This is a genomic window from Helicobacter cinaedi PAGU611 (assembly GCF_000284635.1).
GTDB lineage: Bacteria > Campylobacterota > Campylobacteria > Campylobacterales > Helicobacteraceae > Helicobacter_C > Helicobacter_C cinaedi.
The window spans coordinates 1,607,986-1,633,217 of sequence record NC_017761.1 but is presented as its reverse complement, the minus strand read 5'-3'; the positions used below and the strand labels follow the sequence as shown (position 1 = coordinate 1,633,217).

Genomic DNA, 25,232 nt, shown 5'->3' with positions numbered 1-25,232 from the left:
TAGCTTTGAATTCCCCATATACTCAAAAGAGAAAATCTCATCATCATTGATGATGGCTATGAGATTTATCAAGTGGCTCAAAATATCAAAACGCTTTACAAGCAAGGTGTGAGAGTGTTTTTAATAGATTCGCAAATGCGATTAGTTAGCCCAAATGGTAGGAATATAGAAGAGGAAGAAAGCCTTAAATTTTCAACTCTTGCTAGATTATGCCATAGCTTAGGGATTTTAGTCTTTCTCATCGTGCAAACGAGTAAAGGCGATAGAGATAATCCTATGGGGAGCAAAAAGGGCGGACACGAATCAAGTATCACAATCCGCATAGAACACGATAAACCTAAAAATGAAAGCGTGAGAGAGTTTAGTGAGGATTCACGAATTGTCATTTAAAAAAACAAGCAAACAGGCAAACACTATAAAGAAAGAGTAAATTTCAATAGTGAGCTAGGTAAGTTTAGTATGTATGAAAGTGAGCAGAATTATAGAGATTTGGAGGTAGTAGAGGTATGAGAAATGCGTTGTCTTTAAGGTGCTTTTTGGGGAGTTTGCGTTTCCGTGCGAGAAGCTACCTAAGCGGTAGTGCCGAAGCACGAAACGCAAATTTGCAAAAGCTGAATCTTAAAAAATAAAACACAAAAAGGAGTAACAAAATGATTCAAAAAAACCAACAACTGAATAACTTCACAATACTTTCTAGCGATATTCTCCATGATAAAAGTTTAAGTATGGGGGCTAGAATGTTTTATGCCCTAGCCCAAAGCTTCAGTGATGATTGGAACATCAACATTAAGCATTTTGCCAAGCTTTTAAATGTGAGTGAAGCGAGTGTGAGAAAGTTTAGAAATGAGCTTGTCAATGCTAGTCTTTTAGCCTACTCTCAAGTAAGAGATGAAAAAGGCAAACTCACCCAAGAGAGTGTTTATACTTTTAATACACTAGAAGTTGTAGATTTTCAATATGTGAGTGAGAAAGTTGAAAGACTAGATTTGGTAGAACAAGAAGCTACAAATACGGAAAATGTGGAGTCTTATCCGTTTAAACATTTATCCGCATACGGATATTCTAGCGACTTAAGTAATATAATAATTTAAGTAAAAACGACTCTAATAAGACACAAAAGCCAACTGCTTTGTTTTTGAAAATCACTCAAAGCTTTAAGTCTTTCAAAGATACTAAAAGCATAACGCACAAACTTCAAAGAAAGCCTAAGTTTAGAATCCTACACAGAGCAAGAGCTACAAGCTTATAAAGACTTTATTGCCTATCGCAAGGAAAAAGGCTTTTTAGCAAAAAGCACGATAAATAGCATAATCAAAGACTTTGAGACGCTTAAAATGCAAAATGCAGATATTGTGCTTTGCGTTGAAACTTGCATTAATCGTGGTTGGAGTGGCTTATTAAAAGCACAAGAAGCATTAATGCGTTATGAAAGCTTTAACAAGCCACGCTCTAAAAATGTGTGGGGCAAAAACTACGCCCATAAACTACAATCCACGCACAATCCCCTTGAAAGATTGGGGCAGTAAGCAAAGGAGGTAAGCAATGGTAAAAGAGCAATTTATTGCAGAAATCAAGAGTGATGAGAGAATAAAACTCACAGATTACGCTGTTAATCAAGTGAATTTTTTTCTCAAACGACTAAGTGATGAGAATCCACAAGATACAGGGTTATTAGAATCTTTTGTGCTAAGTCTCAATCGCAATGCTAAGGCAAGAATTTATGTGGGCGAGTTTTTCTCCATATTGCTTGATTGTGTAAAAAAACAAGCTGAGTTTTTATACACAACTTCAAGGATAAAAAACTTTAAAGGCACAAGGTTTGAGGAAGAGGAATTGTTAAAAGACTGCTTCACAAAGCAACGATTAAAAGAATTAGGGCTTAGCTGGATTCTGCAAGGGGATACAAAATGAAAAATGCAAAAATCCACACTTCAAGCTTTTTTTTAGAAACAGCCTTGTTGCAAAGCATAGATGAGATTGCAGAGATTCTAGGTGTCAGTAGAAGTATAGTTGTTGAAAGGGCAGTGTTTGGAAAAGAGAAAGGATTTGATAATGCGGAGCGTAAAATTAAACCAAAAAAAAACAAAAAAAAAATTCCTACTAAGAGAGTCAAATATAAGGCGTATAAACAGAAATGCAAGAAAGCAGAAATTAAGCAAGAATGCTTATTTGATTAGTGTAATCAATGAGTATTTGGAGTTTGTGAGTAGAAACAATTTGCTTGTTTATGAATACAGAAAGGATTCTTAATGATTAAAAACATTACTGAGATTAAAGCCAAAAGCGACATTATAAACATTATTGGCAGCTTTTTAATCCTTAAAAAAAGCGGGGTAAAATGGTGTAGTAGAGATGTGTATGATTGGACTTATACAAATAGGGCTTTTCCACGAGGTGGAAGCGGAGATACTAAAAGCTTTGCCCTAAATCTAGGAGCTGGAGAGGTGCTAAAAATAGTCTTTGTCGGTGGAGCTAATATTATCAACACACTTTTTAATGGCAGTGTGAGTTTAAGCTTTATCCCACAAATTGCCCCTGTGATACCTGAACCGCCTGAAGTGGAAGCTCCACAAGAGCCACAAACCCAAGAGTAGAAACTCGCACGAATAGAGGAGATAAAGCAAAATGCGTTAGTGAGTGAGTTTTTGAGATTTAAAGAGTATTTTGAGACTTTATTAAGCGATGAAGTAATAGTAGGAATAGCAGAACAAGGACAAATTGTTTATGGGTGGTTTAGAGAGTGGATTTTAGATCCACTTAATCTCACGCGATTAGATGATATACCTGCAAGTCAAAATTTTGAAAGTGAAGCAGGATTGAATATCACTATGGCTAGGTGGGTATCTAAGATTGAAAATATCAACGAGATTTATACAGATTTGCAAGGCAAGGGAATGAGCTATACATTAGATGAGTTTAAAGTTATGCTCGTTTGTTTTTTTGATTCTGTAAATGGCTATAAAGACAGCTTTGAGAATGAGCGAAACCGCTATGTAGAAATCTATGCAATGCCTGAAATAAGAGCATTGATAGATGAGCTAGAGCGACTTGAAGCGGAAGTGGCTTAGAGTGCATACAAAGGCTTTAAGATTCTGCGATAGGCAAGTGGGTTAAAAAGTAACACTTAAAGCCAAAAGCCCCGCCCTTTTTGCAAGTATGGACTAGTGCTTCGCACGAGTGGTATAAATTTTTGTGTTTAAGGGCAAAACTAGCGGGGTTTTACTAAAATGCGTTTGTTTAGAAATAGTTTTGCTTGCTTAAAGTCTTTTAGGCTTTTTGTAAGTAGGATAAGAAGCAAGAGTAATATAATTACTTCCACCATACAACAACCCCCTTTCTTTATACCAAAAGGCAGTCGCTCCCTTAAATACGCCATATTTTACACTAATAATTTAAAAAAGTCAATAGTATTTTTAATCATTTATTATATTTTTTATACTAAAATACATAAAAAGTTAATTATAAGGGGTAAGAATGAGCTATGATGATTTTTCTTTACAACTTAAGGCGTTGAGCTTAAGTAGAGATGATTTTGCCAAAATGGTGGGTATGAACTATAACTCTGTGGCAAATTGGAAGCAAAAAGGTGTGCCTTTATGGGTGGAGTGCTTTTTGTTTCACTATGAGAAAAGCAAAAAGCTAGATTCCTTGTTAGAGATACTAGAGAAATATAAGTGAGATGAGCCTTATCCTGCTTCTTGTTTCAAAATTTTTAAAATTAACCCTTTTATAATCCTTGCTTTTTGTGTTTAATTCTCTAAGAACATCAAACAAAATCGGCAATACCACACAAACAAGATTTAGAGTTTGCGTATTCAATTTTGTAACGCACAAATAGCGGAAGTATTTTTGAGATAGAAACGGCGTTTTGGAGCGAACAAGCAAGAAGCTTACTAAGCGTAAGTGCCAAAGTTTGTGAGCGAACAATCGCCGTTTCTAGCCAAAAAGACAACGCTAGGTAAAAAAGGAGCAAAAATGGCAAATATACTAGAAGCCTACAACCACAGCATACAACAAGCTCTAGCAAACACAAATAACGCTGCTTCGCTTGTAATGGAGACACATAAAGCTGCAATGCAAAACAATACAAACACGCTTAATGCAATCAATGAAACTTTGCGTGAGAGTGAGAGAAATGCCATTGAAAGAGAGAAAAACGATATAGCTAGCAATCAAGCCATAGATAACAGCTTTCAGCAAAATTCATTTACGCGTATGTTAGCCTACAAAGATAGCGGAATGAGTGATAAACAAGTCCAAGAGCAAATGGATAAAGACTTGGTAGCTCATCGTGCAGCAAGTGGCTATAAAAGCAACACAAAATACTATAGCTTGGCAGAAATGGCAGTGGGAGGCTTGGCTATGGGAGCAAAAGCTGGGTGGGATAAGCTTAAATCTCTCACTCAAAACAACAAGCCACAAGAAAACGCAGAATCTAACCCCACGCCCCAAACACAAAGTCCAAAAACGCCAAATACGCCAAATACAGAATCTACTCCGCAAACTTATCAAGCCTATAATGACAAAAACGACCCTATGACAAAGAGAATGGGACAAAGCAGAGATATATCTCAACAAATAAACGATGCTTATACCGCACAAAACCATAAAGATAATTTCTTGCACAATGTGCAAGGCCCATCACTTAATAATTCACAAGTTAAATGGCAACCTTATCAACATCTAAATATCAACACACAAAAGGGCTAAAACTAGAAGCTTTTGAGATTCTCTTGGGCTTGTATCATACAGACTAGAAGGGGCTTTATGTAGCGTGGAAAGGGGGTTACACTTCCCCACATATTTATAGTAGTGTGGCTTAAGTCTAAAAACTTTGCTAATTCATTTTTGTTTTTAAATCCTGCTTGTTTGTAGAGGGACTTAAACTCATCTAAATCTAGCTCAAAGCTTAAAGTGGTGTAAAAGGGCTTATTTTCTTGCATTTGACTTCCATTTTGTAAAAGGATATAATCACACAACCCCTTGCATTATGCAAGAGGAATGGTGATTATTGAAACTCAAGCTTGAAAGTAATGGACACACTCCAAGCTTTGAGCTTCACAACCACTTTTTTAAACTTAAAACCTTTCATTTTAAGCCTTTCAAAGTGATTCCCTACGCCTACCGACTGAATCCCATAAAGGATTCAATTAGCGTTATTATATTTTTATTTATATAAATATTTGCTCAATACACATTTAACCCTTTTAGAATCTTTATGCTTTTATTAAACTATACCACAATGATAACGAATAAAAACGAGTTGATGAGTGCATAGATTGCCACGATTTTGCTTTGCAAAATCTCGCAATGACAAAAGCACTCTTAAGTGAAGTTTTGGCAAAACTTCACGGCAATGAAAACAATATAAAGGCACAAGATGGCGGGATTTTTTGACTATTTCAACGGCTCAAAGTATTATAAAAAACGCAATCAATACCGAATAGAGCTATTTAACAACGCCAAAAAGGTGATTGAAAAATACAAACTGCAAGTGCCTTTATATGATGAGACTTTTGCCCGTCCTTTGACTGATAAGGAAAGGACACTTTTACAACAAGATAGAGAAAGCTTAAGAAACACCATAAAGCTTGTAGATGGCTATGGGAGTAGCTCAAGGGTGGTGTTTTATGATGATGTGGCTTTTGCCCTTTTGCCTGAAAACTATGTGCAGATCACAAAGCTGGGCTTAAAACACTATACGGATATTTTAGCTGAACTCAAAGCTAGGAGTGAAACGCACTATGCCATAGATTTAATAGACCCTGCTGTGATAGCGGGGATTGTTGCGGGGTATTTGCTAGGCATTGCTTTAAGCTGTATTCCTTTTATGCAGGCTATCGGTGTAAGCACTGCCGCAGCGGCATATATGGGGCTAGTAGCGGCGGTGATGAGTATGCTACTTTATATCAAAAAGCTAGGCGATGATGCAGCCTTGCAATCTTTGCAATATGAAGTCATATCTCACAAAGTAGCCAATTCCTATGCAAGTTATTCAAACTACTATATGGGCCATAAAAAGCTACAAGCAGGAAAAGATTCACTGCTTTATGGTGGATATGAGATTTTTGCAAATGGACAAAGCTATCAGGCAGAGACTGCTGGGAGTGAGAGCTTTAAACCCACACAAGCTTATAATCCTACACATAACTTCGCCCCTTTGCACAAAACACAGAATAAAACCTTAGATAACATTGATGAACACACACAGGGGAGAGCTCATTATAACCTAGCTGGAAATGATGGCTACATGGATAAACTCGCCCTATTCCCACTAGAAAAAATAAAAGAGCTAGATAATGATATGGAATATAAGCTAAACTTCCTAAAACAGCATAATCAAAGGCTTATAGAGGGATACTCTCACTTGGCTCAATTTACAGGAAGCAATGAGGAGTATTATTCAGGGGAGTGGATACAAGCGGTGTATAATGCCAACTATCGCACCTACTGTGACTATGTAGAATCTAAGGACTTTATCAATCAAGTGAGAACATATAATCAAACCCTGCGATTTAAGGGGGAGTTTTACTCACGCAGTATTGATGAACGCAAATGGATAAAGGTAAGCAAAAAAGGTAGATGTGCCAAATATTGATGTAAATGAGCCGAGTATTGAGCAAACTCCTAGCGACCCTATTGCTGTATATGAGGATTGTATAAGAAACTTTTTTTATGAGGAAAGGCAAGAATTAGGCGATATGGAAGAATGGATAGAGCAAAATGGCGAATTTGATAAGAGCAAGGCAGAATGGAAGCAAAGTGAAAGAAAAATGCTAGAGAGCCTTAGCTTAGATAAATATTGGGAGTATCTCTTAGCCTTAAAAGCCATAGATGATAACAAGATAGGCGATTGGGTAGGAAAGGCAATAGAAGCGGGGTTTTTAGAATCTGTCGTGCATCAGTATTTTATAGCTCAAGGGGAAATGCTAGAAGTGAGTGATTATACAGAGCAAGAGAGATTTGAAATAAGAAATCCTTATTTTTTCTATAAGGATTTAGGAAATTATTATACACTTAAAAACAAGTCTCATATCTTTGTGCCTTATGGGATATTTTCTACAATATTTTGCGAGAGTTATATTATAGGCGAGTGGCGGTATAAATGGACTGGGGATAACTACGAACCTTATTGGTATCCTGTAATATTTCCTAATAGTGGATATATTAATTGCGATGAGCCATATTATCTAGGAAAACTTCAAAAACAATACAACTACCAACCTATAAGCTACAAAGACATCACACAAAATGTGCTTTATACCTATATGCTACAATGCAAAGACTTTTTAGCTAAAGAGTTTATGCAGAGAAGCTTTAAGATTCTATGTAATAGACAAGTGGAGTAAAAAGCTCAAGTAAGAGAGTAGAGTAAGACTAACGCAGCTCCTTGAGCTAAAAAGCCGCGTTATGGATAAATCTTAGTAACACTTGACTATTAATAAACATAATAGTAAGATAATAACTAAGATTTTTGTCGTAATCTTACTCATTGTAACCTCCTTTGCGAAAAGCAGGTTACACTAAGAGAGGTCGCACTCTCTTAGGCAACCTCCAAACTGCATTATATCACATTATTTTTTTAATACTAAATAATGGCTTATCACTTATTTTTTCTACTCCCTAGCCACATTGCTACAAATGCAGAGATTGTAAAGATGATAAAAATCACAAAGGCACTTAGCATTTTAGAATTCTTTTATTTTGTGTTTTGCTAACACTACTTAAAACCATAGCGGAAGTATTTACGAGTTAAAATCGTGGCTTTTGCGTGGGACGGGTTTGACTTCATCACGCACCAAGCTTTTTGTGAGCGGAGCTTACTTAAGCGTAAGTGAGCGAACAAAAAGTGTAGAATCCGCGATTTTAGCCGTAAAGACAACACTTTAACTAGATTTTTTTCTTGCGTTGGTAGGCTTTGCATCTACACGCATTTGAGCAAAACTTACTCTTTTTACTCCCCGTGAAGCTTTTGCCACACACGATACATTCTTTTGTCTCTTTATCCTGTGTTTTAAGTAGCTTGGCTGGATTGATGGGTTTATGGCAATGCGGACAAAGCATATTTGACATAGTTTGACTCCGATTCTTAAAAAAGATATAATACACCTAACCCCACAAAGAGTGGGGTTAGGTGTATAAGACTTAAGCTTTTATCCTTATTTTCAGTTTGCCCACTTGAATAAGGACTTTAAGCTTAAATCTCACAACCTTTTTGAACTTGAAACTAAACATTCCAAATCCTTTAAAAAGTTGTCCCTACCGCCTACCGATTGAATCTAAGATTCAATTAGCGTAATTATAACATAATATCGTTACAAAGTCAATGCTTTTTCACTTTTAACCCTTTAAAATCCCTTTGTTTTTGTGTTTAATGCTTTTATTGTTTGGTGGCAAAAGCTTTTAAGGCTAGGGGTGCTTTATCGTAATTCCTTTTTTCTTTTTTTACAAGGAAAGCTAACAATGCAAACATTTTGTGAGCGATTTACTCACTTACACAACACAAAGCGGAAGTAAGAATAATAAAACTACAAGGGGGCGAAGTATCTTTGAGTTTAAATCGTAGCTTTCAAGTGAGCCAACAAGAAGCTTACTTAAGGTAAGTGCCGCCGTTGGCGAATGTAGAATCTGCGATTTAAACCAAAGAGACAAGCCTAAGCCGACAACCAAAAAGGATAAAAATGCTAACAATATATGAACTCAACACAATGCTTACTAACGATTCTCTAGCAAATGATAAAGCCCTAAAAGAGTATAAAGAAGCTAAGGCTTACTATCACGGACATCAACTTGCCGCCCAAGAGCTAGAAAAACTAGCAAGGCGATGGCAAATACCCATTTATGAAAATATCTATAAAATGATATGCGATAAGATTTTGGGCTATAAGATTCAAAGTTTGCAAGAGATAAAAGTCAGCGGCAGACAAGAGCAAGATAAGCCTTTGGCTAATCTTTTAAATGATTTACTGCGGTGTTTAACTCACAAAAAGACTATGAAAAAGAGATTTATAAAAGAGATTTTGACTTGCTTATGGGGCAAAGTGTGATAGAACTTTGGGTCAATAAAGACAAACAAGGCGATTTTCACATCTCTTTAAAGGCTTTAAATAATGAAAGCTTTTTAGTGGATACTTATAGTGTGGATAAAAATGCCCTAGATTCTAATCGTTTCCATAAAAAGCAGAATCTCAGCTATTTAGAAGCAAGGCTACTTTTGGGAGAAAATGTAGATATTTTTCAAAATGGCAGCACTACCGTAGATAATCGCGTAGATATAATAGAAACTTGGATAAGGGAATATGATGAAGAAGTGGAAGAAAAATTTAGCTGGAATCGCTATTTGTGGCATACCATCGGTGGAATCTACAAATATGAAAAACGCCCCTTTAAGAATAACACACGCCCTTTTATTATAGCGAGGTATAACATAGATGAAAAGCATAATTGGTATGGATTATTTAGAGATATTAAGCCCATACAGGATTATATTAATTTTGCTGAAATTAAAATGGGGAATATGCTAGGCACGATTAAGGCATTATATGAGCTTGATGCCGTAGAAGACATAGATGAATTTGTAGAGGGAGTGAGCCAAGATAATGCCGTAGTGGGTGTAAGAAGCGGGGCATTACAAGAGAATAAAATACAATTTGTGCAACACCACGCAGATATTGCCGCCCTCTCTCAAAAGAGTGAGCAAAAGAAAAATATGGCTAAAATCCTAAGTGGGCTAAACGATGAAGCCTTAGCTATGGCGACAAATAGACAAAGTGGCATAGCTATCGCTCAAAGGCGAGAAACGGGACTTTTGGGACTGCAATATTATGTCAATTCTGCGGATAATGCCGATAGGCTTTTATATGAAAAGGTGCTAAGTTTCATTTAGCACTACTTCACTAAACCGCAGATGTTTAAGATGACGGATAAAAAGAAAGTGGATAGGTATTTTAGCATTAATACTGATGAGAGTAATAAAATAGAGATAGGGCATTTTGATTTAGACTTTAAATCTCAGCTCAAACAGCAAGGGAGAGAGGAGCGATTTGCTCATTGGAGTGAAATTTTCAAAACTATCTCAAGCATACGACCAGACATTGTTACTTCACTTTTGCCTTTAATGCTAAAAGATACAGATTCTCAAATCATAGAGGATATAGAGGAAGTCCTAGCAAATGCCGATAAAGCACAAGAAGAAGCAAACAAAGTAAATCAGCCCATAAGTCAAAAAATGCAAGAGCCAGAAATGGCAAAACTTCAAGCACAAATAGAAAAACTCCAAAAAGAAAGCCAAAAGCTAGAATCTCAAAGCAAAGTGATGGGGCAAATGCAAGAACAAATGAAGCAAGAAGCAAATAATCCACAAAATTCCACTACACAAAGTGATGCTCAAAAAATGGCAAAGAAAACTATGCAAATTAGTGTGAAGGATATGCGTTAGCCACTTTGAAAGGCGGGGGAAATCCCCCTTACGCTTAAGGCTTGTATTTAAACTTAATTTTAAACCTAAAAAGCCTAAAATTAATGTATAATACAAGTAAGCGTTTGCTATGTCGCTTCATAGGAACGCCTTTTAAGTGGTATTGCCCCAAATAAATTGGGGCAAATTATTATACCATTTTCTACATATACTTACATTTTGTGTTTGTTATATTTTATCGCATTCTTGGCAGACTAATACCCTTTCTCTTACCATTGACAAAGCAGATTCTAAATAAAGTTTAAATCCATTTTTAACCCTTTAAATTTCTCTCTTAAAAACATACTATAACACAAAGCAAAAGAATCCAAAAAGGACTGAAATAAAATGGCAATTTTTAACTTTGACAAACTAGAGCAAAGTAACCAAAATCAACGCAAAAACTTAGGAGAGAGTGAGTTTAAATCTCAAAGCATTGATTTTTTGCGTAAGAATCCTACAAATATACAATGGGAGCAGATAGATTCGCTTAATCTCCCAAAAGAGCAACAATACGACTATATTAAACAAAATCTAAAAGTAGAGTTTGATTTAGACAATGCCACAAATAAAGGCTTATACGGACATAGAGCAGAATGGGATTTAAACAAAAAGGCAGACGAGTTTAAGGAAAAATACACAAACAAGGGCTTTTAAATGGTGTAAGCAAAAATATTCAAGGTGTAATAAGCACCTTTGGCTATGAGAGTGATGAGATAAAAGAGCTGATTAAAGACACAAAGGAATTAGCACTCTATGCAAAAAGGACAGGAAAAGATGTAGAGAATATCCCGCATTTTAAAGAGATACAAGAATATCTTAACTTAGGGCAAAGTGCACAAAAAAAACTTTTTTGAAGCCGCTGATGATTTGGTGAGTGATTTGACACGACCTAGCAAAGAAGCCGCCAAAGAGCTAGGATTAAAAAACAATCTCCACTTAAGCCAAGCCGAAAAAGGTTTGCAAGATGAAATAGAAGCCTTTAAACTCTATGAAACAATCAAACAAGCCCAAAATGAAAAAAAGAAGTGATTTTAAATAAAGAACAAATGGCGATAATTGATAATGATTTAGGCTTTTTTAGCTCTCTTTTTAAAGATAGCAAAGAAAAACAAAAAATGTTTATGGATATACAAAGGGCAAGGGAGCAGACAAATGACTATGTCAAACTCTCAAAAAGCTTAGAAAATGTGCTAAAAGATGAGCAGTTTTTTGGACTGCTTTCAAATGCGGAATCTTTAAGCGAAAAGCAACAAGAAAAGATAAAGAATTTTGAGAGTGTAGCGGAGTTTTTGGGCTTTGAAGCGGTGGCTTATAATAAAAATGGGCTATATTTTATAAAAGATGAAAGGGCGTATAAGGTAGAGCAGAACTTTAACCAAGAGCTTTTAGGTGTGCTGAATGATAATAAAGGCTCTTTTGGGCTAGGTATAGCAGGAGCGATGTATGGAGCAAACAAGGGAGCAAGTGCTAAAGCTAGATTTGGCAATATGGTGCTTGATGGAGCTGGAGGAGCGTTTTTTGGTGGTGCATTAGATTCACTGCTTGTAGATGCAAAGCTAAGTAAAGACTTTGATATAGCTCAAGCCCTTATACACGGCTCACAAGAAGCAGGACTAAATATCGCGGGGGATTTAGTCTTTAAAGGTATCTCCACCACTTATAAGGCAATCAAAGGTGGAATGGTAAAAACAGATAAAGGCTTGGGATTATTAAAAGAAGCCACAAATCAAGCTAAACTCGCTCTAAGCGGACAAAATATGGGTGCGATTGATAGGGCTTTAAGCAAACAAGCTAAAAAAGATGAAATCCCGCGTATTTTGAAAAGCTTCCAAGAATCACAAAGTGATGAGCTAATAAAAAAAGACTTTCAAAATGAAAGTTTGACGGAAAAAATCTTAAATAAAGTCTCTGCTTATGCTCCAAAAGCCTTTAAAAAAAGCAATGAGCCTAGCTCACTAGCACAAAAAACGCCAAGAGCTACTAAGCACGGCTCTAAGGAATAAAGACTTAGCCGACTCACTTGCTGGGCAACTTGATGATGTAGAGGCTAGAATCTTAAGTGAAGCAAGTGCCAAAATGGCAAAAGACTTTAAAGCCCTAAGCCAAAGCTATGAAAACTTAATCGCCAAAGAAATACTCAAAGATGAAGCAAATCCTAGTCTGCCAAAAGCCTTTCAAAAAGCCATAGAAATCGCCGAGCATAATGTCAAATCTCAATACGCACAAAGTGTGAGCAAACTAGAATCTACACTCAAAGACAAAAGCATTGACTTACTCACACCTTTTAAAAATGTAGCAGATTATGCATAAGAGAGTTTGGAGTAAATGCTGAAATAAGTAGAGCTTTAATCAATGAAGTGAATAATTTGCAAGGACGAAATATCACCATTAAAGAAGCTCTAGAAAAAAGAAAAGATATAAATGCCATTATTAGAAACTACAATGACAACCCAAATGCCTTAAAAAAATTTAGATTCCAAGATAATGCTAGTGAGCTTAAAAATGCCATTGATACGCAGATTCATAACGCCATTGAAAGCGGTATAGCTAAAGGAGAGCTAGATACATCTGCAAGAGCTGTGCTAGAAGAGTTTAGAGAAGCAAACATCGCTTATGCGGATATAAAACAAAGGCTCAATGATAAACTCACAAAAGCTATCTTTATGAACCAGCCAAGCAAAAGCACGATTAATTCAATGCGGAGTGTAGATGAGTGGAAAAAAGCTGTGCTAGATAAACAATGGCAAGATTCAATAGTGGGGCTAGAAAATACAATCTTTGCCAAATTTGACCCTAGAATGCAAGAGCATACGCAAACCTTGCTTATTTTTAGAAGCCTAGAGCGACATATTAAAGAAAAGGACGGCTCTGCATTTATAGACTTAAGCAAAGCCCTAAAAGATATAGAGCAGTTAGAATCTCTGCCCCTGCACCCAAAAGCTCAAAATGCCCTAAATATCTTTAAAGAACTCGCTCAAACTTATGAGTTTATGCAAAAGCTAAGCAGAGCTAAAGGCTTTAAAAGTGGGGCAGGTAATGGAGCTTTAAGCACTACGCTGGAAGGCAGAATGCAGGTGTTTATGACAAACAGGCTTTTTAAGGCATTATTTTTTAGAGTGCCTTACATTGGCGATAAAGATGCCTTGCTTCATCACCTTAAAAAAGCAGTCCAAGAGCTGAAATATCCACGAGCTATTACACTTGATATGCTCAATAATCCCAAAGCTACAAGCCCAAATCCAAAAAGCCCAAGCAATCCTAATGGAGAGGCTTATATCAATGAGAATGTCGCAAAAGATATACAAAACTATGTGTCAAATCCTAAGATTTTAACCGATGAGCTAAAACATAGGGCTAAAAGCTATGATTTAAATAATGCTCTAACCCCGTCAAGTGATGAAAATATCCTTAAAGCTATAAATGATGATACACTCATTTATACCACCATAGGTAATGGCAAGGTCAATAAAGAGCAGGTGGAGAAGTTAAAAGAAGTGGTGGAAAGTGGGGGAATAAAAGTAAATCTGCTAATTTAAAAGCTACTCAAACTTTTGAAGTTGAGCTACACGAAGCAGAGCAACTTCAAAAACACTTTAATTTTAAAAACAAAAAACCACTTTTAAGAGAATTGCGAGAAAATGAAATCGCCCACGCTTTAAAATCACACGGCGATGAGACAAAAGAATCACAAGGGGTAATATCGCTATTACAAGGGCAGATATAGAAGCAAATTACCCACGCATTACGCAAGAATATGACGAGCAATTTTTCACAGATAAAAGCGTGATTTATGTAAAACAAATTAATGGGTATCATATAGCCATTGAGGAAGCTTTATTAGGGCAGGATAAACTCATTTTTAAAGTCTATGGAAAACTAAGGGAAATTACAATAAGGAGGTTTTACTCAAAAATGCTAAGGCTAACCCATATCCGCACAATGCAGATGAAGTGGCAAAGAGTGAATCTATCTCTAATCCTAGTTTAGAGCAGGGCTACCCACAACAATATCACCTTAGCAATACAAATTCTACCACAAACAACCTAAAATGGCAACAAGATGGGAATGTTTTACGCAGTGTAGTAGAGCTAGATAATGGAGAAAAACTCCTACTTTCAAAAGATAGGCTAGAAAATGTCTATATCCAAAGCAATCACATAGAGCAAGTAAATAGCTATGATGAACTCATCTTACAAGAAAGCTTAGAGAAGTTTGCCAAAGATGAGCTAGAAAATAAACTTGCTAGACAAATAGAATCTATCTCGCAGTTAGAAAAAATCGGTGCTAACAAAACTATTTCTGCTGAAAGCCTTAATGCGTTACAGACTTTTAACGCAACCGATAAGAACATTATACCACAAAAGAGTAGCAAAGCTGGAATAGAAAAGCTAGATTCCACACAAATACAAAGCCAAATACAAAAAGAAGCCAAAGCACAACAAGAGATGGCAGAGTATTTTGCACAAACTCAAGCTAAAAGAGATGAGATTATCGCTCTAAAAGAAGCTAGACTTGGCAAAAATGCTGATGAAGTGCCATTAGATAAGGGGCAGGATATACTCTACAAGCCCATAAGAGATACAAGTATAGTGCTAAATGATGAGACTGCTCCATTTGAAGCGGAGTTTGCAGTAGTTAAACTTAGTGATATAAAGCCAAACTTTGATAACTCAAACACGCAGGGGCGACTTATCAAACAAGAGAGTGTAATAGCAAATATTGTTAATGACTTTAAACCTGAACTTATATTCTACCAAGAGGGCGGAGTAAATGGAGTGCCTATCATCACAAGAGATGGCAAGGTCGTAAGTAGGAATCACAGAAGCGAAGCCTTAAGGCAGATTTTTAACGCACAAACACATAATGCAGAGACTGCACAGCAAAAGTATAAGCAAGGGGCAAAAGAGTTTCTCGGCGTGGCATTAGAAAATGATGAAATCATCGTGCGAAGATTAAAAGAAAATATGAGTGATAAGCAAATACTTCAACTTGCTTTTAGCTCAAATATCGGTAGAGAAAGCACAATGGGCGAAAAAGCTCTCTCCACCCTTAGCCTTTATAGACAAAATATCGCTACCTTGCCAAAAGCTTTGAGTAGTGAAAATGTCAATGGACTAAAAAGCCTTGTGAGCCAACATATAGATAAGCAAGGCAATGGGCTTAATACCTTTGAGCCAAATCTAGCCCTTTTAACAGGCCTAGCGAGAAATGGAAAAAATAGCAATATCTTACAAAGCCTAGATTCCATAAAAGGCAATAGTGAATATAAAAATAAAATCATCAATATGTATGTAGATAATGCAGGAAGCTTTTATAATCTCGCCAATAATCCTAGCTTTAAAAACTTAGAATTTAGAGATATATTAAGCGATGCGATGTATTACACCGCAAAGCAAAATCCTACAAGGGAAGTGGATTATACACATTTGATTAGTGATATTGAAAGCTTTTTAAATATCGCAAAAGACAAAGAAGCTTTAAAAAATGCCCTTGTGCTAGATTCTAACAAAATAGAAAATCTCACCGCTCAAGCCTTTGGATTAGCCCTAGCAAAATTTTCAAGGCAGGAGAATCCAAGCTCTGCTCTATATGAGTGCTTAAAAGAAGCTCCAAAAGCCTTAGAACTTGCCACACAGCCAACATTTTTTACACAGGGCAAGGCTTTAAGTGAAGTAGATATATATGACTTTTTAGAATATCTTATCAATCAAGGGCAGGTTACCCAAAGTCAAAGTGCTTTAAGCCAACTAATGCCACGCTTAAGGGAGCTAAGGGAAAGTATAGCTAATCCACAAAGCAGTGTATCCAAAGTAGAATCTAGCATAGAAGCTAAAGTCATAGAAACTGACACTTTAGAATCTACACCGCAAAAAGTGGATTCTAGCGACATTATTTTTACTGATACAAAAGGTAAAGAACACACGCTTACAAAAGAAGTGCAACAGCAATGGTTAGAAACTTTTAATCTTAAAAGCCTTGATGAAAGCTACATACCACAACTATCGCAAGAATTACAAGAAGCCATAGGTAACGAAATTAAGCTAACAAAAGGGAGTTTGTATAAGATTATAGAAAAAGGTAGGGAGCAGTATATACCGCAAATAAAAGAGACTTTAGAGAAGCCACAGATTGTCCTACAAGATGAAAGTGAGTTTATTTTTGCTAAGCAAATAAAAGATGATTTATATCTTACAAGCATAGGGAAAGACTTTGATACGCATATAACTATCATTAGCAACTCACCAAAGACTGATAAAACAATACAAATAAGCTAAAAAATGGAAAAATGATATATAAAGCGGAAAATGCGGAAGCCTTACCGACATCTGGGGCATTCACAGAGACAAATCAAGTGCCGTTCTCTAACACCATTATACCACAAATGCCAAAGGATAATAGCGACCCAGCAAAAACTTTTCAATATTTTAAAGATGATTTTGTAAAGGCTTATCCTAAAGCATTAGAATATTTTGAAGGACACGAACCGAGTGCGATTTATCTCTCACACTTTGCAAAAGAGAAAATACAAGAAGCAAATGAAGCCTTGCACAACACCGCAAAAGATGAGTTTAGCAGAATATTAAAAGACATAGGATTTAAACAAAGCGAGATAAATCAAGTGCTAGATCTTACAAATATATATGATGTTGAATACTCTTTGTCAAAAGTAAGAGAATATTTAGATTATGCAAAAAAGCATTATGATACTCTCCCACAAGACCAACAAACTCTAGCAAAAGATTTGCTCAAACATAAACAAGATATACTCAATATATATGAAAGTAAAATGCCACAATATAAAGAGCTAGAAAATAAGCGTATTTTAATGGGTGGCTTTCATAACAACGCAAAGGTTTTAGGCAGTGATGAACATCAAATGCTAAAAGGCATTATTGATGAATTCTGTAAGCCACAAACCATAAAAGATTCTATACAAGACAATCCGCAATTAAGTGCATTGCAAACAAAAATACAGCAGTCAAGGCAACAAATCGCAAAGAGTAAGAATCCTGATAAAGAGTATTTACACCACGCTTTCAAGCCTGATGAAATAATCCAGCTAGAAAAGCAATATTTCAATCAAGCAATGCCACAAGAGTATAAAGAGCTTATACAAGATTTCCCACGACTATATGAGCAACACTTAGCAAATGAGCTAAAAGCCTATGTCAAAGATACAGATACAATACAAGAAGTTACAACACAGCTTTTAAACGACTTTAAAGACAAGCCTTTTAAAAATACAGCCAAACACGCGGAGCTTTTATTGTTTAATACCCTTAGAGATAAAGCACAAGAGCTTGGCTTTAAAGAACTGGATATAAACAAACCTAGCTTTAAAGTGGCATTTGGGAAGTTTCAAGCAAGGCTTAAAAAAGGGGACATACAAGACTTAAGCGAACATATTGCTATAAACTCACTGCGTAAAAATAGGCTAAGAATACAAGAAGAGTTAAACATTAAACCTTTAAAAGAATTTGGCACAAATTATGCAGAACATTATCATAGTGGAGAATCTGCAATACAAAAGCTACTAGCAGAAAGACAAGGGCAAGTGAGCGGGGCATTTTATCGCAAAGAATTAGGGGATATTGATTTAGTATGGGGAGATTCTAACTTTGGATTAAAGCATATTTTAGACAAGCACGGGAGTGAGTTTAAGGATATAGCAAAAGAGCTAGATGAGATTATACAAAATGGGGAAGTGGTAAAAAATAGCGATAGGGCAACTTTACAATACACAAAAGAAAATGGTGAGATTTTTAAAGTAGGACTAAAAGGAAATTGGAAAGGCGAACCTACACAAAATAAATGGATTATTACGGCTTATAAAGATGAAAGAGAAATGGCTAAGACCATCAACTCTAGCGATTTTACAAAAGGCGAGACTCTGCCTTTAAACTCTAACGCCATTATACCACAACAAACCCTAGAATCTACTATGAAAAAGTTTAATTACGATGAGAGAAAAGCTAAAGACTTGCTAGAGTGGCATAAAGATTCTAGTCCTTTAACAAAAGATGAAAATGGAGTGCCTAAAGTGTTTTATCACGGAAGCGAAACTGATAAACCTTTTGAAGTATTTTTAAGTGAAAAAGACCAAACAAAATGGGAATTTTGGTTTAGCAGTAATGCGGATGATGCAGATTTATACGCTATGGCTAGAGGCAATCAAGCAGGGAAGCACGGATATGAAGTTTTTCTCAAAGCAAAAAATATATTTGATTTCAATGATGAGAAAAATTTAGAAGTGCTTAAAAAGATTTTTAGCAAAGAGGATTATGAGTTTAAGCTGGATACCTTGCAAAAATGGGGAAATGAAATTAATGTTTTCAATATACTAAAGGATACAAATTTTGATAGATATAGAAGCAAAGCAGAAGTATTTAAAAATGAACTGAAAAAATTAGGATACGATGGGATAAAAGAGCTAGGCGACACGATTGTAGTCTTTGATTCCAATCAAATAAAGCATATTGATAATCAAGGCGTAAATGGCAAGTATTTTAATGAATCTAGTCCTAATATCTATCAATCTAACGCCCATTTAGGCAGTGGATTGGTGGGTGGAAGTGTGAGCGGGAATTGAGAGTGATGAAAATGGTAATCTAACCTTTAGCCCTGAAAAGTTTGCGTTGGGATTGCTAGGTGGAGTGATAGGAAGCAAGGCAGTTACTCAAGGCTTTACATACTTAAAAAATAATCCAAAGCTAAAAGAAGCGGTGGCAAGGGAACTAGCCGATACTCTAGCACAAGGCTTTGATAAAGCAAAGGCAAAATATCCACTTTTAAGTGCGTTAGAACCACGCTATATAATCCAAAATGAAAGGGGTAGAATAGTCCAAGCAAAAGTGATGATAAAGTGAGCTAGAGAAAAAAGAGCAAAAGGGAATCTATAATGTAGCGTTCAATGGGAAAAATGCTGTTTTGATACAAAAGGATTTGAGAGCGGTAGATGAAGCCCTAAAATTGACGCAAGGCTATCATTTAGAGCATTCACAAAAGAGAAAGGGTGCAAAGCATATCAAAATAGAACATTTACAAGATTCTACAAAAGAGGGCTATGTTACAGATTTAGAGTTGGTGAATCTAGGGAAAGATTTAAGAACTTTTTTAAAAGATTATGAGCCTTTTGTAGAAAAGCAAAAAAGCGGACAAGAAGCTAGAATCTACGAGTGGGAAAACAAAGAGGGTGTTAGATTTAGACTAGTAAGCAAGATACAAGGTGGTGGCACAACCTCCGACTCACACCTTGAATCCGCGGAAGAAATTATAACATTTTATAGTGATAGAAACCTTAAAGACAAAATGGAATTTAAAAATCCTATACTAAAGGTGCAAGAAAAATTTAAATTTAATCCGCAAAAAAGCTAAAGACTTACTAGAATGGCATAAGGACTCAAGCCCTTTGACAAAAGATGAAAATGGAGTGCCTAAAGTGTTTTATCACGGAAGCAAAGAAAAAGGCTTTGAAATATTTGAAAGACAAGAAAAAGGCAAATTTGATATAGGATTTTGGTTTAGTGATAATAAAGCCTTTGCTGATAAATACACTATAGACACATTATCTGCCAATAAAGGCAGTCTCTATAAAGTCTTTTTGAATATGAAAAATCCTTTTTCAATGAATGCACCGCTTAATGAATCTAAAAAAAGCAGAAATCCATAATATTTTCACACCCACCCCCCAATAAAACCATTTAACCCTTTTGTTTTCAAAATCCATTTTTTTATAATGCCCCTGTGTGTGAGCAAGATGTTTAAAGAAAAAAAGGAGAGCAACAATGAAACTTAAAGAATCCACAATCAAAGACTTTGCAGAAGCTTTGGGTGAAACAGATGAGCTTGGTGAGTATAGGATAGAGCATTACCACAGAGCTATCCCAAAAGTGAGTGTGAGAAATAATCTAAGACATATTTTTTCACCATTGCTAGAAGTCAAGGATTGCATACTAAAATTATTATCTTGCGTGAGCTTTTTGGTGTGTTTGCCTATCACCTTAATCCTATCAGCTTTGGAGTATGATAGTAGGCGGAGAATAAAAGTATTGTATCTCTACCTTGTAAAACATAAGAAAGAGATAAAGGCTTACAACAAATATTTAGAACAGACAAAGGAAAAAAAAATGATTAAATTAGAGCAAATGGTGATTCCGAGACAATTTTTAATGGAATTTCACAACGCAATATCCCATATCTATTCTCGCTACTACAAATCAGGTAAGCAAGAAAATCTTGCAAGAGCTTGTAATCATTTTAAAAGAGGGGCACTTGATTTATACAAGATAATTGTTAAAGATTTTTTTATACTACAAGAACAAAATAAAAGTTTAGACCAAGACAACAGCATTCAAAAGGAACTACACAAAATTCGTGCAAAAGAATATGGCAGTATAGGAAATGATATGGCTAGGCTTGATTCCTTTAATAGATACCGCCTACTTGCAGAAAAAATTATAAAAACAATAAGAAATTAATCAAAAACAACCACCTGCACACATCTTTCACATTTTAACCCTCCTTTTTTATCAAAAATACTTATACAATAAACACGCTTCCTTGTGGTGTTTATCATAACCCATAAGCCCCGCTTTTAGCATAGGCGGAGCGGATTCTAACAAAATTCTAACAAATAAGTAAGAAGGTAATAGAGTATGATAATAGGCATAATTGTAATTTTAGCAATAGCCTTGTTTATAGCTGTGATTATCTTGCGTTCTATCTATAGCAATGAAGCCTTTGTCACAATAGAAAAAAGCAATAAAGAATGTTTTGTTGCAGAAGTGCAAAAATACGCAGAAGTTGGGTATTATCCCATAAGTGATTGCGTTATAGATGGTTATGGCAATTATAAAATACACTTAAAAAAAAGACTTGAAAACCTACACAGATTCACAGGTGCAAAAGGCGGAAAGGGCGATTTTTTATACTGCTATGATTGTAAGCTTTATCTTTGGCTTGGGATTTGGATATTTTGCTCTAGGGTGGCTTTTGAAATAGATAAGAGTAAAGAATGATAGGTGATTTTTATACGCACAACAAAAAAGGTGGTCGGTATAAGGTGGTGAATCTAGCAGAGTTTAAAAGCGATACGCAGGACTTGCTTTGTGTGATATATACTGATAGATATGGTGTTTTGTATGTGCGTTTGCTAAGGGAGTTTATATGCAAATTTAGTAAGATTAAGGAGTAGAAAAAATGTGTGATATAGCTTGAAATATCATTATTGTGTGCTTGACATTATCTATTGCATCTATTGTCGTGGCATTAAATGAAAAAATAAAAAGGATAAAAGAAAGTAACAAAACACTAGATGAGATTATTTATTTACATAAAGTGATACACGATATTGAGATTACTTTGGGAGAAATTTTAGAAGCAGGAGCAGAAAATGAAGCAAGGTAAAGCGTGATTCTAAAATCTCTGTTAGCATCTAGACAATTCCTTATTGCTCTTGTTTTGAGTTGCCGAGTTTTTCTTGGTAACTAAATCTTTGCGGACTCCTTAAAACTTCCCTATTTCCATCATTTTGAACCATTTGGTTGATTTGCCCCACTTTTCTAACACTCACTGACCTGCTCCCACCCACATTTTAATTAGCTCTGTTTGCATTGCTTTGCGTTGGCGTTTTTGCATTGCGTGATTGCCCAGCCCCACACATTTTTTCTACCTTTGTTTTGTGTTTTTGCACCTGCCCCACATTTGCTTTACCCCGCTTTGGTGTTTTTGTATTGCCTCACATTTGCTTTGTGTTTTCACCATCGCTTTTTCTATCTCGCCCACATTTTGCCTTGCCTCGCCTTGATTTGTCTTGCTGCCCTTTTTGTCCGCCACCCACATTTGCTTTGTCCGTTCTCACTCCGCCCACATCACCCACATTTGAAGTGGTGGGGATTTTTGGCGTGTATGTTTTTGCTTTTAAAATAATTTGTTTTGCGTGGATTGTGGAATAATTTGCAAAGATTTTTGATTTTTGTGAAAAAAATTGCAAATGCAAAAATGCGATTTGGCGTTTTTGGGCTTTGCTCTAGGGTTTGAAGTGTGCTTGAAATAGCGTTTGTAGCGTGGTTTATTGGCTTTGGGCTGTGCTTGTGCGTAGTGTGTTAATGATGTGTGAAGTGGTGGGATAGGCTGGATTATGCGTAATGGTGGCAGAAATGTTAGCCTTTGGAATAGCGAGTGTAAGGGTATTGTGCGGTTTGTTTGTGAGATTTTTGCAAAAAGTGGCAAATTTGTGGTATGACTGCGGCGATTTTGATTTAAGGAATCGTGTTTTTTGAAAAGTGTGTCAAGTTTTGTGCCAAATGCCTTGTGTGCGAAGCGTAAAGCGTGAAAAATGATAAATAGCCTATAATTTTATAGCCTGATGAAAGAAGCCTTATTTTAGGAATTTTAGGGGTTTTGCTGGAAGTGGGTTTGCGATTAAGAATTGGTGTTTGTAGAATCTAGATTCTACTAAAATTCCACAACGCAGAATCTAGTTTCTACTAAAGCCTTAAAATGTATATCGTCCCTCAATAAACGCACTTCGCCCCTGCCCGATAAGGAAAGCATATCCGGCGATTTGGTCTTTAGAATCGTGGTTATAGTAGCTATAATAGAAAGTATCAAAGACATTTCTTACCCCAGCACTCAAAGAGAGATCGCCAAACTTCGCATTTAGCCCGATGTCTGTAAGGCTATAAGGCTTTATCTTTTCTTGCGTAATGTCATAGCTTGTGCCAAAAAATGTATTTTGGCTCCAAAGGCTAAAGATTCTGCCAAGGGCTAAATTTGCACCGATTGTGCCTTTATAGTTGCTCACATAGGGGATTTTGAGATTTGCACTTGCCCCATTGTTTTGTAAGATTCTTGCATCTATATAGGTGAAGCTTTCACTCAAACTTAAGCCCCCACCAAAGAGATATTGTTCAGCGAATAGCTCTAAGCCTGCACACTGGGTTTTGTCATAGTTACCATAAGTTACACCACTGACAGAGTGGGCGTTGCCCTGCGTGTAAAATTCATTATGTGTTAATGTGTAGAACGCACTTGCACTTAACATTACAGAATCTCCCAAAAAGTCCTTTATGCCTAGCTCAAAGGTATCATATGTTTCTTTTTTGAGATTTGTGGCAGTGTAGGAAGCCCCGCTTCCGCTCCCATTGCGTCTAAGCATAGAACTTGGGCTAGGGGAGAAGTAGCCTTTCTCATACTTAGCATACATATTTCCAGAATCTGAATAGCGATAGCTTGGCGTTAGCTCTAGGGCGTAGTTATGAAGTGAGTCTGTAAGTGAGCCATTAGTAGTATTAGTAGTATTAGTAGTATTAGATATAGTCATATCACTAAAATAGCTTACATCTATATCATAATACGCGTATTCATATCTCGCCCCGCCTGTGAGCGAGAAGCTTTTGCTAAAGTCGTATTTTTCCAAGGCATAAAGGGCATTGCTCCATTTTGTGCCAACAAATGGCACAAGGATTCTATGTTTGTAGCTTCCCCCCACTGCATTAATCATTTGATCCATCGTGCGTTTGCCGCGATTCCAAATAGATTGTACTCCTAGGATAAAAAGCCCATTTGTGTGTTTGAGATCGTATTTTGCGGTGATTCCAGCTTTTTGATCATCAAAGAGAGAGCCACTTTGATCTGCTGAAGCATTGTAAGACACTTGACCCATAGCGCTAAATGAACTTAGCCTTGTAAGAGAATCTATATAGTTGATACGATTGAGATGATAGAAGGCTTTTATATCAAGCTTTGAGTTTTCGCTTAACTCGCCCTTGTAGCCAAGGCTCACATCAAGGCGTTGCTGTGTGTTATGCAAACTGCCATTGCCGGGGCTTTTCCTATCATCTTTACTTGGGTTTTTAATATCCATAAAGGAATTATTCGGGCTTGTGCGGATAATGCCATTAAAATAATCCACATCAAAGCTCACACTATGCTCCCCCCCCCCCTGTGTAATATCATACATTAACCCCATATTTGCTTGTGCGCCACTTGTTTTATCTCCACTTCTAGGTCCGCCACGATTGATATAAGCTGCTCCTAGTGAAATATAAGTCCTATCTCCAAGTTTTGTGCCAAACTTCGCATCGGCATTGTAGCTATGTCCAGTTGAAGCTATTGTGTTGCCATAGCTTAACCCCGCTGTGAAAAATGGCTCTTCATACCGCCTTTGCGTGATGATATTGACTACTCCGCCGCGTGTGCCATTCCCATACATCACCGCCCCGCCACCGGGCAGAATCTCAATAGATTCTATACTTGAGGGGGATAGGGTATTAAGCGGAGTAACGCCGTGGCTAGAATCTAGCATATTGGAGTAGATTCCATTTATCAGCACCTGCACGGAGGTGTTAGCACGATTGCCCTGTCCGCGTAAGTCAAGGTTGCTTCCTAGCCCAACATTGCTAAGTCCCACAAATGGCGTGTAGCGGAAAATATCTTCAGTTGAGCGATAGCCTTTGTCTGTGATACTCTCTTTATCTATCTCATACACATTGCGGTTTAGCTCATCAAGCTTGGAATTCATCATCGTGGCTTTGACTATGGAAGTATCAAGCTTAACTTTTTTATGAGCTTCTTTTTGGGCTTCATTTTGAGAATTAAAATCATCACTAAAAGCATATTGTGCCAAAGAAGACAATGCGGCAAAAAACAAGAGATACTTTTTCATCATATTTCCTTTGTATTGTGGTATATAAATCTTTTTTTAGATTTATGGAGTGGAAGTATAATATTCTAAATTTAAAGTTAAATAAAAAATATAAGAATTATTTTT

Annotated in this window: 30 protein-coding genes and 1 pseudogene; 26 read left to right on the top strand and 5 right to left on the bottom strand. The window is 36.4% G+C overall.

Annotated features, from left to right (window positions below; all coding sequences use genetic code 11):
• Positions 1-114: 114 nt before the first annotated feature.
• From HCN_RS08285 to HCN_RS08235, 10 genes are all read left to right on the top strand, one after another.
• The gene (locus HCN_RS08285) at positions 115-390 is read left to right on the top strand and encodes a hypothetical protein (protein ID WP_231900405.1); all 276 of its coding nucleotides are present in this window, start codon (positions 115-117) and stop codon (positions 388-390) included.
• Between the two features lie 116 nt (positions 391-506).
• Entirely contained in the window at positions 507-629 is a 123-nt protein-coding gene (locus HCN_RS12420; RefSeq protein ID WP_267891737.1) for a hypothetical protein, read from the top strand.
• A gap of 21 nt (positions 630-650) precedes the next feature.
• A complete protein-coding gene (locus tag HCN_RS08280) occupies positions 651-1,091 on the top strand; it encodes a helix-turn-helix domain-containing protein (RefSeq protein WP_014667213.1) in 441 nt (146 codons plus the stop codon).
• Between the two features lie 243 nt (positions 1,092-1,334).
• The gene (locus tag HCN_RS08275; protein ID WP_002955524.1) at positions 1,335-1,526 is read left to right on the top strand and encodes a hypothetical protein; all 192 of its coding nucleotides are present in this window, start codon (positions 1,335-1,337) and stop codon (positions 1,524-1,526) included.
• A gap of 16 nt (positions 1,527-1,542) precedes the next feature.
• Complete coding sequence (locus HCN_RS08270) at positions 1,543-1,911, top strand: hypothetical protein (RefSeq protein ID WP_002955525.1); 369 nt, start codon at positions 1,543-1,545, stop codon at positions 1,909-1,911.
• Positions 1,908-2,177, top strand: coding sequence for a hypothetical protein (locus tag HCN_RS08265; protein ID WP_014667212.1), 270 nt, complete (start codon positions 1,908-1,910; stop codon positions 2,175-2,177). Before HCN_RS08270 ends, HCN_RS08265 begins: the two co-directional genes overlap by 4 nt.
• Positions 2,178-2,249: 72 nt before the next feature.
• Positions 2,250-2,594 carry a hypothetical protein gene (locus HCN_RS08260; RefSeq protein WP_002955527.1) on the top strand — a complete coding sequence of 115 codons (345 nt, stop codon included), beginning with the start codon at positions 2,250-2,252 and terminating at the stop codon, positions 2,592-2,594.
• A gap of 39 nt (positions 2,595-2,633) precedes the next feature.
• The gene (locus HCN_RS08255; RefSeq protein WP_002955528.1) at positions 2,634-3,068 is read left to right on the top strand and encodes a hypothetical protein; all 435 of its coding nucleotides are present in this window, start codon (positions 2,634-2,636) and stop codon (positions 3,066-3,068) included.
• A gap of 406 nt (positions 3,069-3,474) precedes the next feature.
• Positions 3,475-3,678 (top strand): helix-turn-helix domain-containing protein, encoded by a 204-nt coding sequence (locus HCN_RS08250; RefSeq protein ID WP_002955530.1) that lies wholly within the window; start codon positions 3,475-3,477, stop codon positions 3,676-3,678.
• Positions 3,679-3,975: 297 nt separating this feature from the next.
• Positions 3,976-4,710, top strand: a complete 735-nt coding sequence (locus tag HCN_RS08235) for a hypothetical protein (protein ID WP_014667210.1) — start codon at positions 3,976-3,978, stop codon at positions 4,708-4,710.
• A 2-nt stretch (positions 4,711-4,712) separates the two neighbouring features.
• Here the strand turns inward: HCN_RS08235 and HCN_RS08230 are convergent, their stop codons facing one another.
• Positions 4,713-4,943 (bottom strand): hypothetical protein, encoded by a 231-nt coding sequence (locus HCN_RS08230; RefSeq protein ID WP_002955533.1) that lies wholly within the window; start codon positions 4,941-4,943, stop codon positions 4,713-4,715.
• A gap of 437 nt (positions 4,944-5,380) precedes the next feature.
• Here HCN_RS08230 and HCN_RS08225 point away from each other — a divergent pair, with 437 nt between their 5' ends.
• Both HCN_RS08225 and HCN_RS08220 read left to right on the top strand, forming a co-directional pair.
• A complete protein-coding gene (locus HCN_RS08225) occupies positions 5,381-6,598 on the top strand; it encodes a hypothetical protein (RefSeq protein ID WP_014667209.1) in 1,218 nt (405 codons plus the stop codon).
• The gene (locus HCN_RS08220; protein WP_014667208.1) at positions 6,585-7,349 is read left to right on the top strand and encodes a hypothetical protein; all 765 of its coding nucleotides are present in this window, start codon (positions 6,585-6,587) and stop codon (positions 7,347-7,349) included. The genes HCN_RS08225 and HCN_RS08220 overlap by 14 nt, the downstream gene beginning before the upstream one ends.
• Before the next feature lie 541 nt (positions 7,350-7,890).
• Here HCN_RS08220 and HCN_RS08215 read toward each other — a convergent pair.
• On the bottom strand, positions 7,891-8,073 hold the full coding sequence (locus HCN_RS08215; protein ID WP_041309544.1) for a hypothetical protein: 183 nt from the start codon (positions 8,071-8,073) through the stop codon (positions 7,891-7,893).
• 608 nt (positions 8,074-8,681) lie between these two features.
• Between HCN_RS08215 and HCN_RS12655 the strand changes: the two are divergent.
• From HCN_RS12655 to HCN_RS08145, 14 genes and pseudogenes are all read left to right on the top strand, one after another.
• A pseudogene (locus tag HCN_RS12655) lies at positions 8,682-10,438 on the top strand (portal protein).
• Positions 10,439-10,804: 366 nt separating this feature from the next.
• Entirely contained in the window at positions 10,805-11,113 is a 309-nt protein-coding gene (locus HCN_RS11300) for a hypothetical protein (protein ID WP_014667204.1), read from the top strand.
• A gap of 177 nt (positions 11,114-11,290) precedes the next feature.
• Positions 11,291-11,488 carry a hypothetical protein gene (locus HCN_RS12145; protein WP_014667203.1) on the top strand — a complete coding sequence of 66 codons (198 nt, stop codon included), beginning with the start codon at positions 11,291-11,293 and terminating at the stop codon, positions 11,486-11,488.
• A gap of 17 nt (positions 11,489-11,505) precedes the next feature.
• On the top strand, positions 11,506-12,462 hold the full coding sequence (locus HCN_RS08195) for a hypothetical protein (RefSeq protein ID WP_050982848.1): 957 nt from the start codon (positions 11,506-11,508) through the stop codon (positions 12,460-12,462).
• A 73-nt stretch (positions 12,463-12,535) separates the two neighbouring features.
• Positions 12,536-12,769, top strand: coding sequence for a hypothetical protein (locus HCN_RS12140; RefSeq protein WP_014667201.1), 234 nt, complete (start codon positions 12,536-12,538; stop codon positions 12,767-12,769).
• 47 nt (positions 12,770-12,816) lie between these two features.
• Positions 12,817-13,995: a hypothetical protein gene (locus HCN_RS12135; RefSeq protein ID WP_231997540.1), complete on the top strand. Its 1,179-nt coding sequence runs from the start codon at positions 12,817-12,819 to the stop codon at positions 13,993-13,995.
• A gap of 414 nt (positions 13,996-14,409) precedes the next feature.
• Positions 14,410-16,734, top strand: a complete 2,325-nt coding sequence (locus HCN_RS08180; RefSeq protein ID WP_014667199.1) for a PBECR2 nuclease fold domain-containing protein — start codon at positions 14,410-14,412, stop codon at positions 16,732-16,734.
• 11 nt (positions 16,735-16,745) lie between these two features.
• Positions 16,746-19,049, top strand: coding sequence for a putative barnase/colicin E5 family endoribonuclease (locus HCN_RS08175; RefSeq protein ID WP_014667198.1), 2,304 nt, complete (start codon positions 16,746-16,748; stop codon positions 19,047-19,049).
• A 46-nt stretch (positions 19,050-19,095) separates the two neighbouring features.
• Entirely contained in the window at positions 19,096-19,326 is a 231-nt protein-coding gene (locus HCN_RS08170; protein ID WP_231900430.1) for a hypothetical protein, read from the top strand.
• 76 nt (positions 19,327-19,402) lie between these two features.
• Complete coding sequence (locus HCN_RS08165) at positions 19,403-19,834, top strand: hypothetical protein (protein WP_230197819.1); 432 nt, start codon at positions 19,403-19,405, stop codon at positions 19,832-19,834.
• A 34-nt stretch (positions 19,835-19,868) separates the two neighbouring features.
• Positions 19,869-20,129 (top strand): ADP-ribosyltransferase-containing protein, encoded by a 261-nt coding sequence (locus tag HCN_RS08160; protein WP_014667196.1) that lies wholly within the window; start codon positions 19,869-19,871, stop codon positions 20,127-20,129.
• Between the two features lie 115 nt (positions 20,130-20,244).
• The gene (locus HCN_RS12130) at positions 20,245-20,937 is read left to right on the top strand and encodes a hypothetical protein (RefSeq protein WP_014667195.1); all 693 of its coding nucleotides are present in this window, start codon (positions 20,245-20,247) and stop codon (positions 20,935-20,937) included.
• Positions 20,938-21,114: 177 nt separating this feature from the next.
• Positions 21,115-21,477 carry a hypothetical protein gene (locus HCN_RS08150; RefSeq protein WP_002955558.1) on the top strand — a complete coding sequence of 121 codons (363 nt, stop codon included), beginning with the start codon at positions 21,115-21,117 and terminating at the stop codon, positions 21,475-21,477.
• Positions 21,474-21,653, top strand: coding sequence for a DUF1653 domain-containing protein (locus HCN_RS08145; protein ID WP_002955559.1), 180 nt, complete (start codon positions 21,474-21,476; stop codon positions 21,651-21,653). The genes HCN_RS08150 and HCN_RS08145 overlap by 4 nt, the downstream gene beginning before the upstream one ends.
• Positions 21,654-21,905: 252 nt before the next feature.
• Here the strand turns inward: HCN_RS08145 and HCN_RS12415 are convergent, their stop codons facing one another.
• The 3 genes from HCN_RS12415 to HCN_RS08135 all read right to left on the bottom strand — a co-directional run bounded on the left by HCN_RS12415 (position 21,906) and on the right by HCN_RS08135 (position 25,127).
• Positions 21,906-22,031 (bottom strand): hypothetical protein, encoded by a 126-nt coding sequence (locus HCN_RS12415; RefSeq protein WP_002955561.1) that lies wholly within the window; start codon positions 22,029-22,031, stop codon positions 21,906-21,908.
• A 165-nt stretch (positions 22,032-22,196) separates the two neighbouring features.
• Positions 22,197-22,457, bottom strand: coding sequence for a hypothetical protein (locus HCN_RS08140; RefSeq protein WP_014667193.1), 261 nt, complete (start codon positions 22,455-22,457; stop codon positions 22,197-22,199).
• Positions 22,458-22,955: 498 nt separating this feature from the next.
• Positions 22,956-25,127, bottom strand: coding sequence for a TonB-dependent receptor (locus HCN_RS08135; protein WP_014667192.1), 2,172 nt, complete (start codon positions 25,125-25,127; stop codon positions 22,956-22,958).
• Positions 25,128-25,232 lie beyond the last annotated feature (105 nt).

Coding starts and splice junctions, on each gene's coding strand:
- HCN_RS12420 (WP_267891737.1), top strand. CDS start 507: ATGAGAAATGCGTTGTCTTTAAGGTGCTTTTTGGGGAGTTTGCGTTTC.
- HCN_RS08280 (WP_014667213.1), top strand. CDS start 651: ATGATTCAAAAAAACCAACAACTGAATAACTTCACAATACTTTCTAGC.
- HCN_RS08275 (WP_002955524.1), top strand. CDS start 1,335: ATGCAAAATGCAGATATTGTGCTTTGCGTTGAAACTTGCATTAATCGT.
- HCN_RS08270 (WP_002955525.1), top strand. CDS start 1,543: ATGGTAAAAGAGCAATTTATTGCAGAAATCAAGAGTGATGAGAGAATA.
- HCN_RS08265 (WP_014667212.1), top strand. CDS start 1,908: ATGAAAAATGCAAAAATCCACACTTCAAGCTTTTTTTTAGAAACAGCC.
- HCN_RS08260 (WP_002955527.1), top strand. CDS start 2,250: ATGATTAAAAACATTACTGAGATTAAAGCCAAAAGCGACATTATAAAC.
- HCN_RS08250 (WP_002955530.1), top strand. CDS start 3,475: ATGAGCTATGATGATTTTTCTTTACAACTTAAGGCGTTGAGCTTAAGT.
- HCN_RS08235 (WP_014667210.1), top strand. CDS start 3,976: ATGGCAAATATACTAGAAGCCTACAACCACAGCATACAACAAGCTCTA.
- HCN_RS08230 (WP_002955533.1), bottom strand. CDS start 4,943: ATGCAAGAAAATAAGCCCTTTTACACCACTTTAAGCTTTGAGCTAGAT.
- HCN_RS08225 (WP_014667209.1), top strand. CDS start 5,381: ATGGCGGGATTTTTTGACTATTTCAACGGCTCAAAGTATTATAAAAAA.
- HCN_RS08215 (WP_041309544.1), bottom strand. CDS start 8,073: ATGTCAAATATGCTTTGTCCGCATTGCCATAAACCCATCAATCCAGCC.
- HCN_RS11300 (WP_014667204.1), top strand. CDS start 10,805: ATGGCAATTTTTAACTTTGACAAACTAGAGCAAAGTAACCAAAATCAA.
- HCN_RS08195 (WP_050982848.1), top strand. CDS start 11,506: ATGGCGATAATTGATAATGATTTAGGCTTTTTTAGCTCTCTTTTTAAA.
- HCN_RS12140 (WP_014667201.1), top strand. CDS start 12,536: ATGGCAAAAGACTTTAAAGCCCTAAGCCAAAGCTATGAAAACTTAATC.
- HCN_RS08175 (WP_014667198.1), top strand. CDS start 16,746: ATGATATATAAAGCGGAAAATGCGGAAGCCTTACCGACATCTGGGGCA.
- HCN_RS12130 (WP_014667195.1), top strand. CDS start 20,245: ATGAAACTTAAAGAATCCACAATCAAAGACTTTGCAGAAGCTTTGGGT.
- HCN_RS08150 (WP_002955558.1), top strand. CDS start 21,115: ATGATAATAGGCATAATTGTAATTTTAGCAATAGCCTTGTTTATAGCT.
- HCN_RS08145 (WP_002955559.1), top strand. CDS start 21,474: ATGATAGGTGATTTTTATACGCACAACAAAAAAGGTGGTCGGTATAAG.
- HCN_RS08135 (WP_014667192.1), bottom strand. CDS start 25,127: ATGAAAAAGTATCTCTTGTTTTTTGCCGCATTGTCTTCTTTGGCACAA.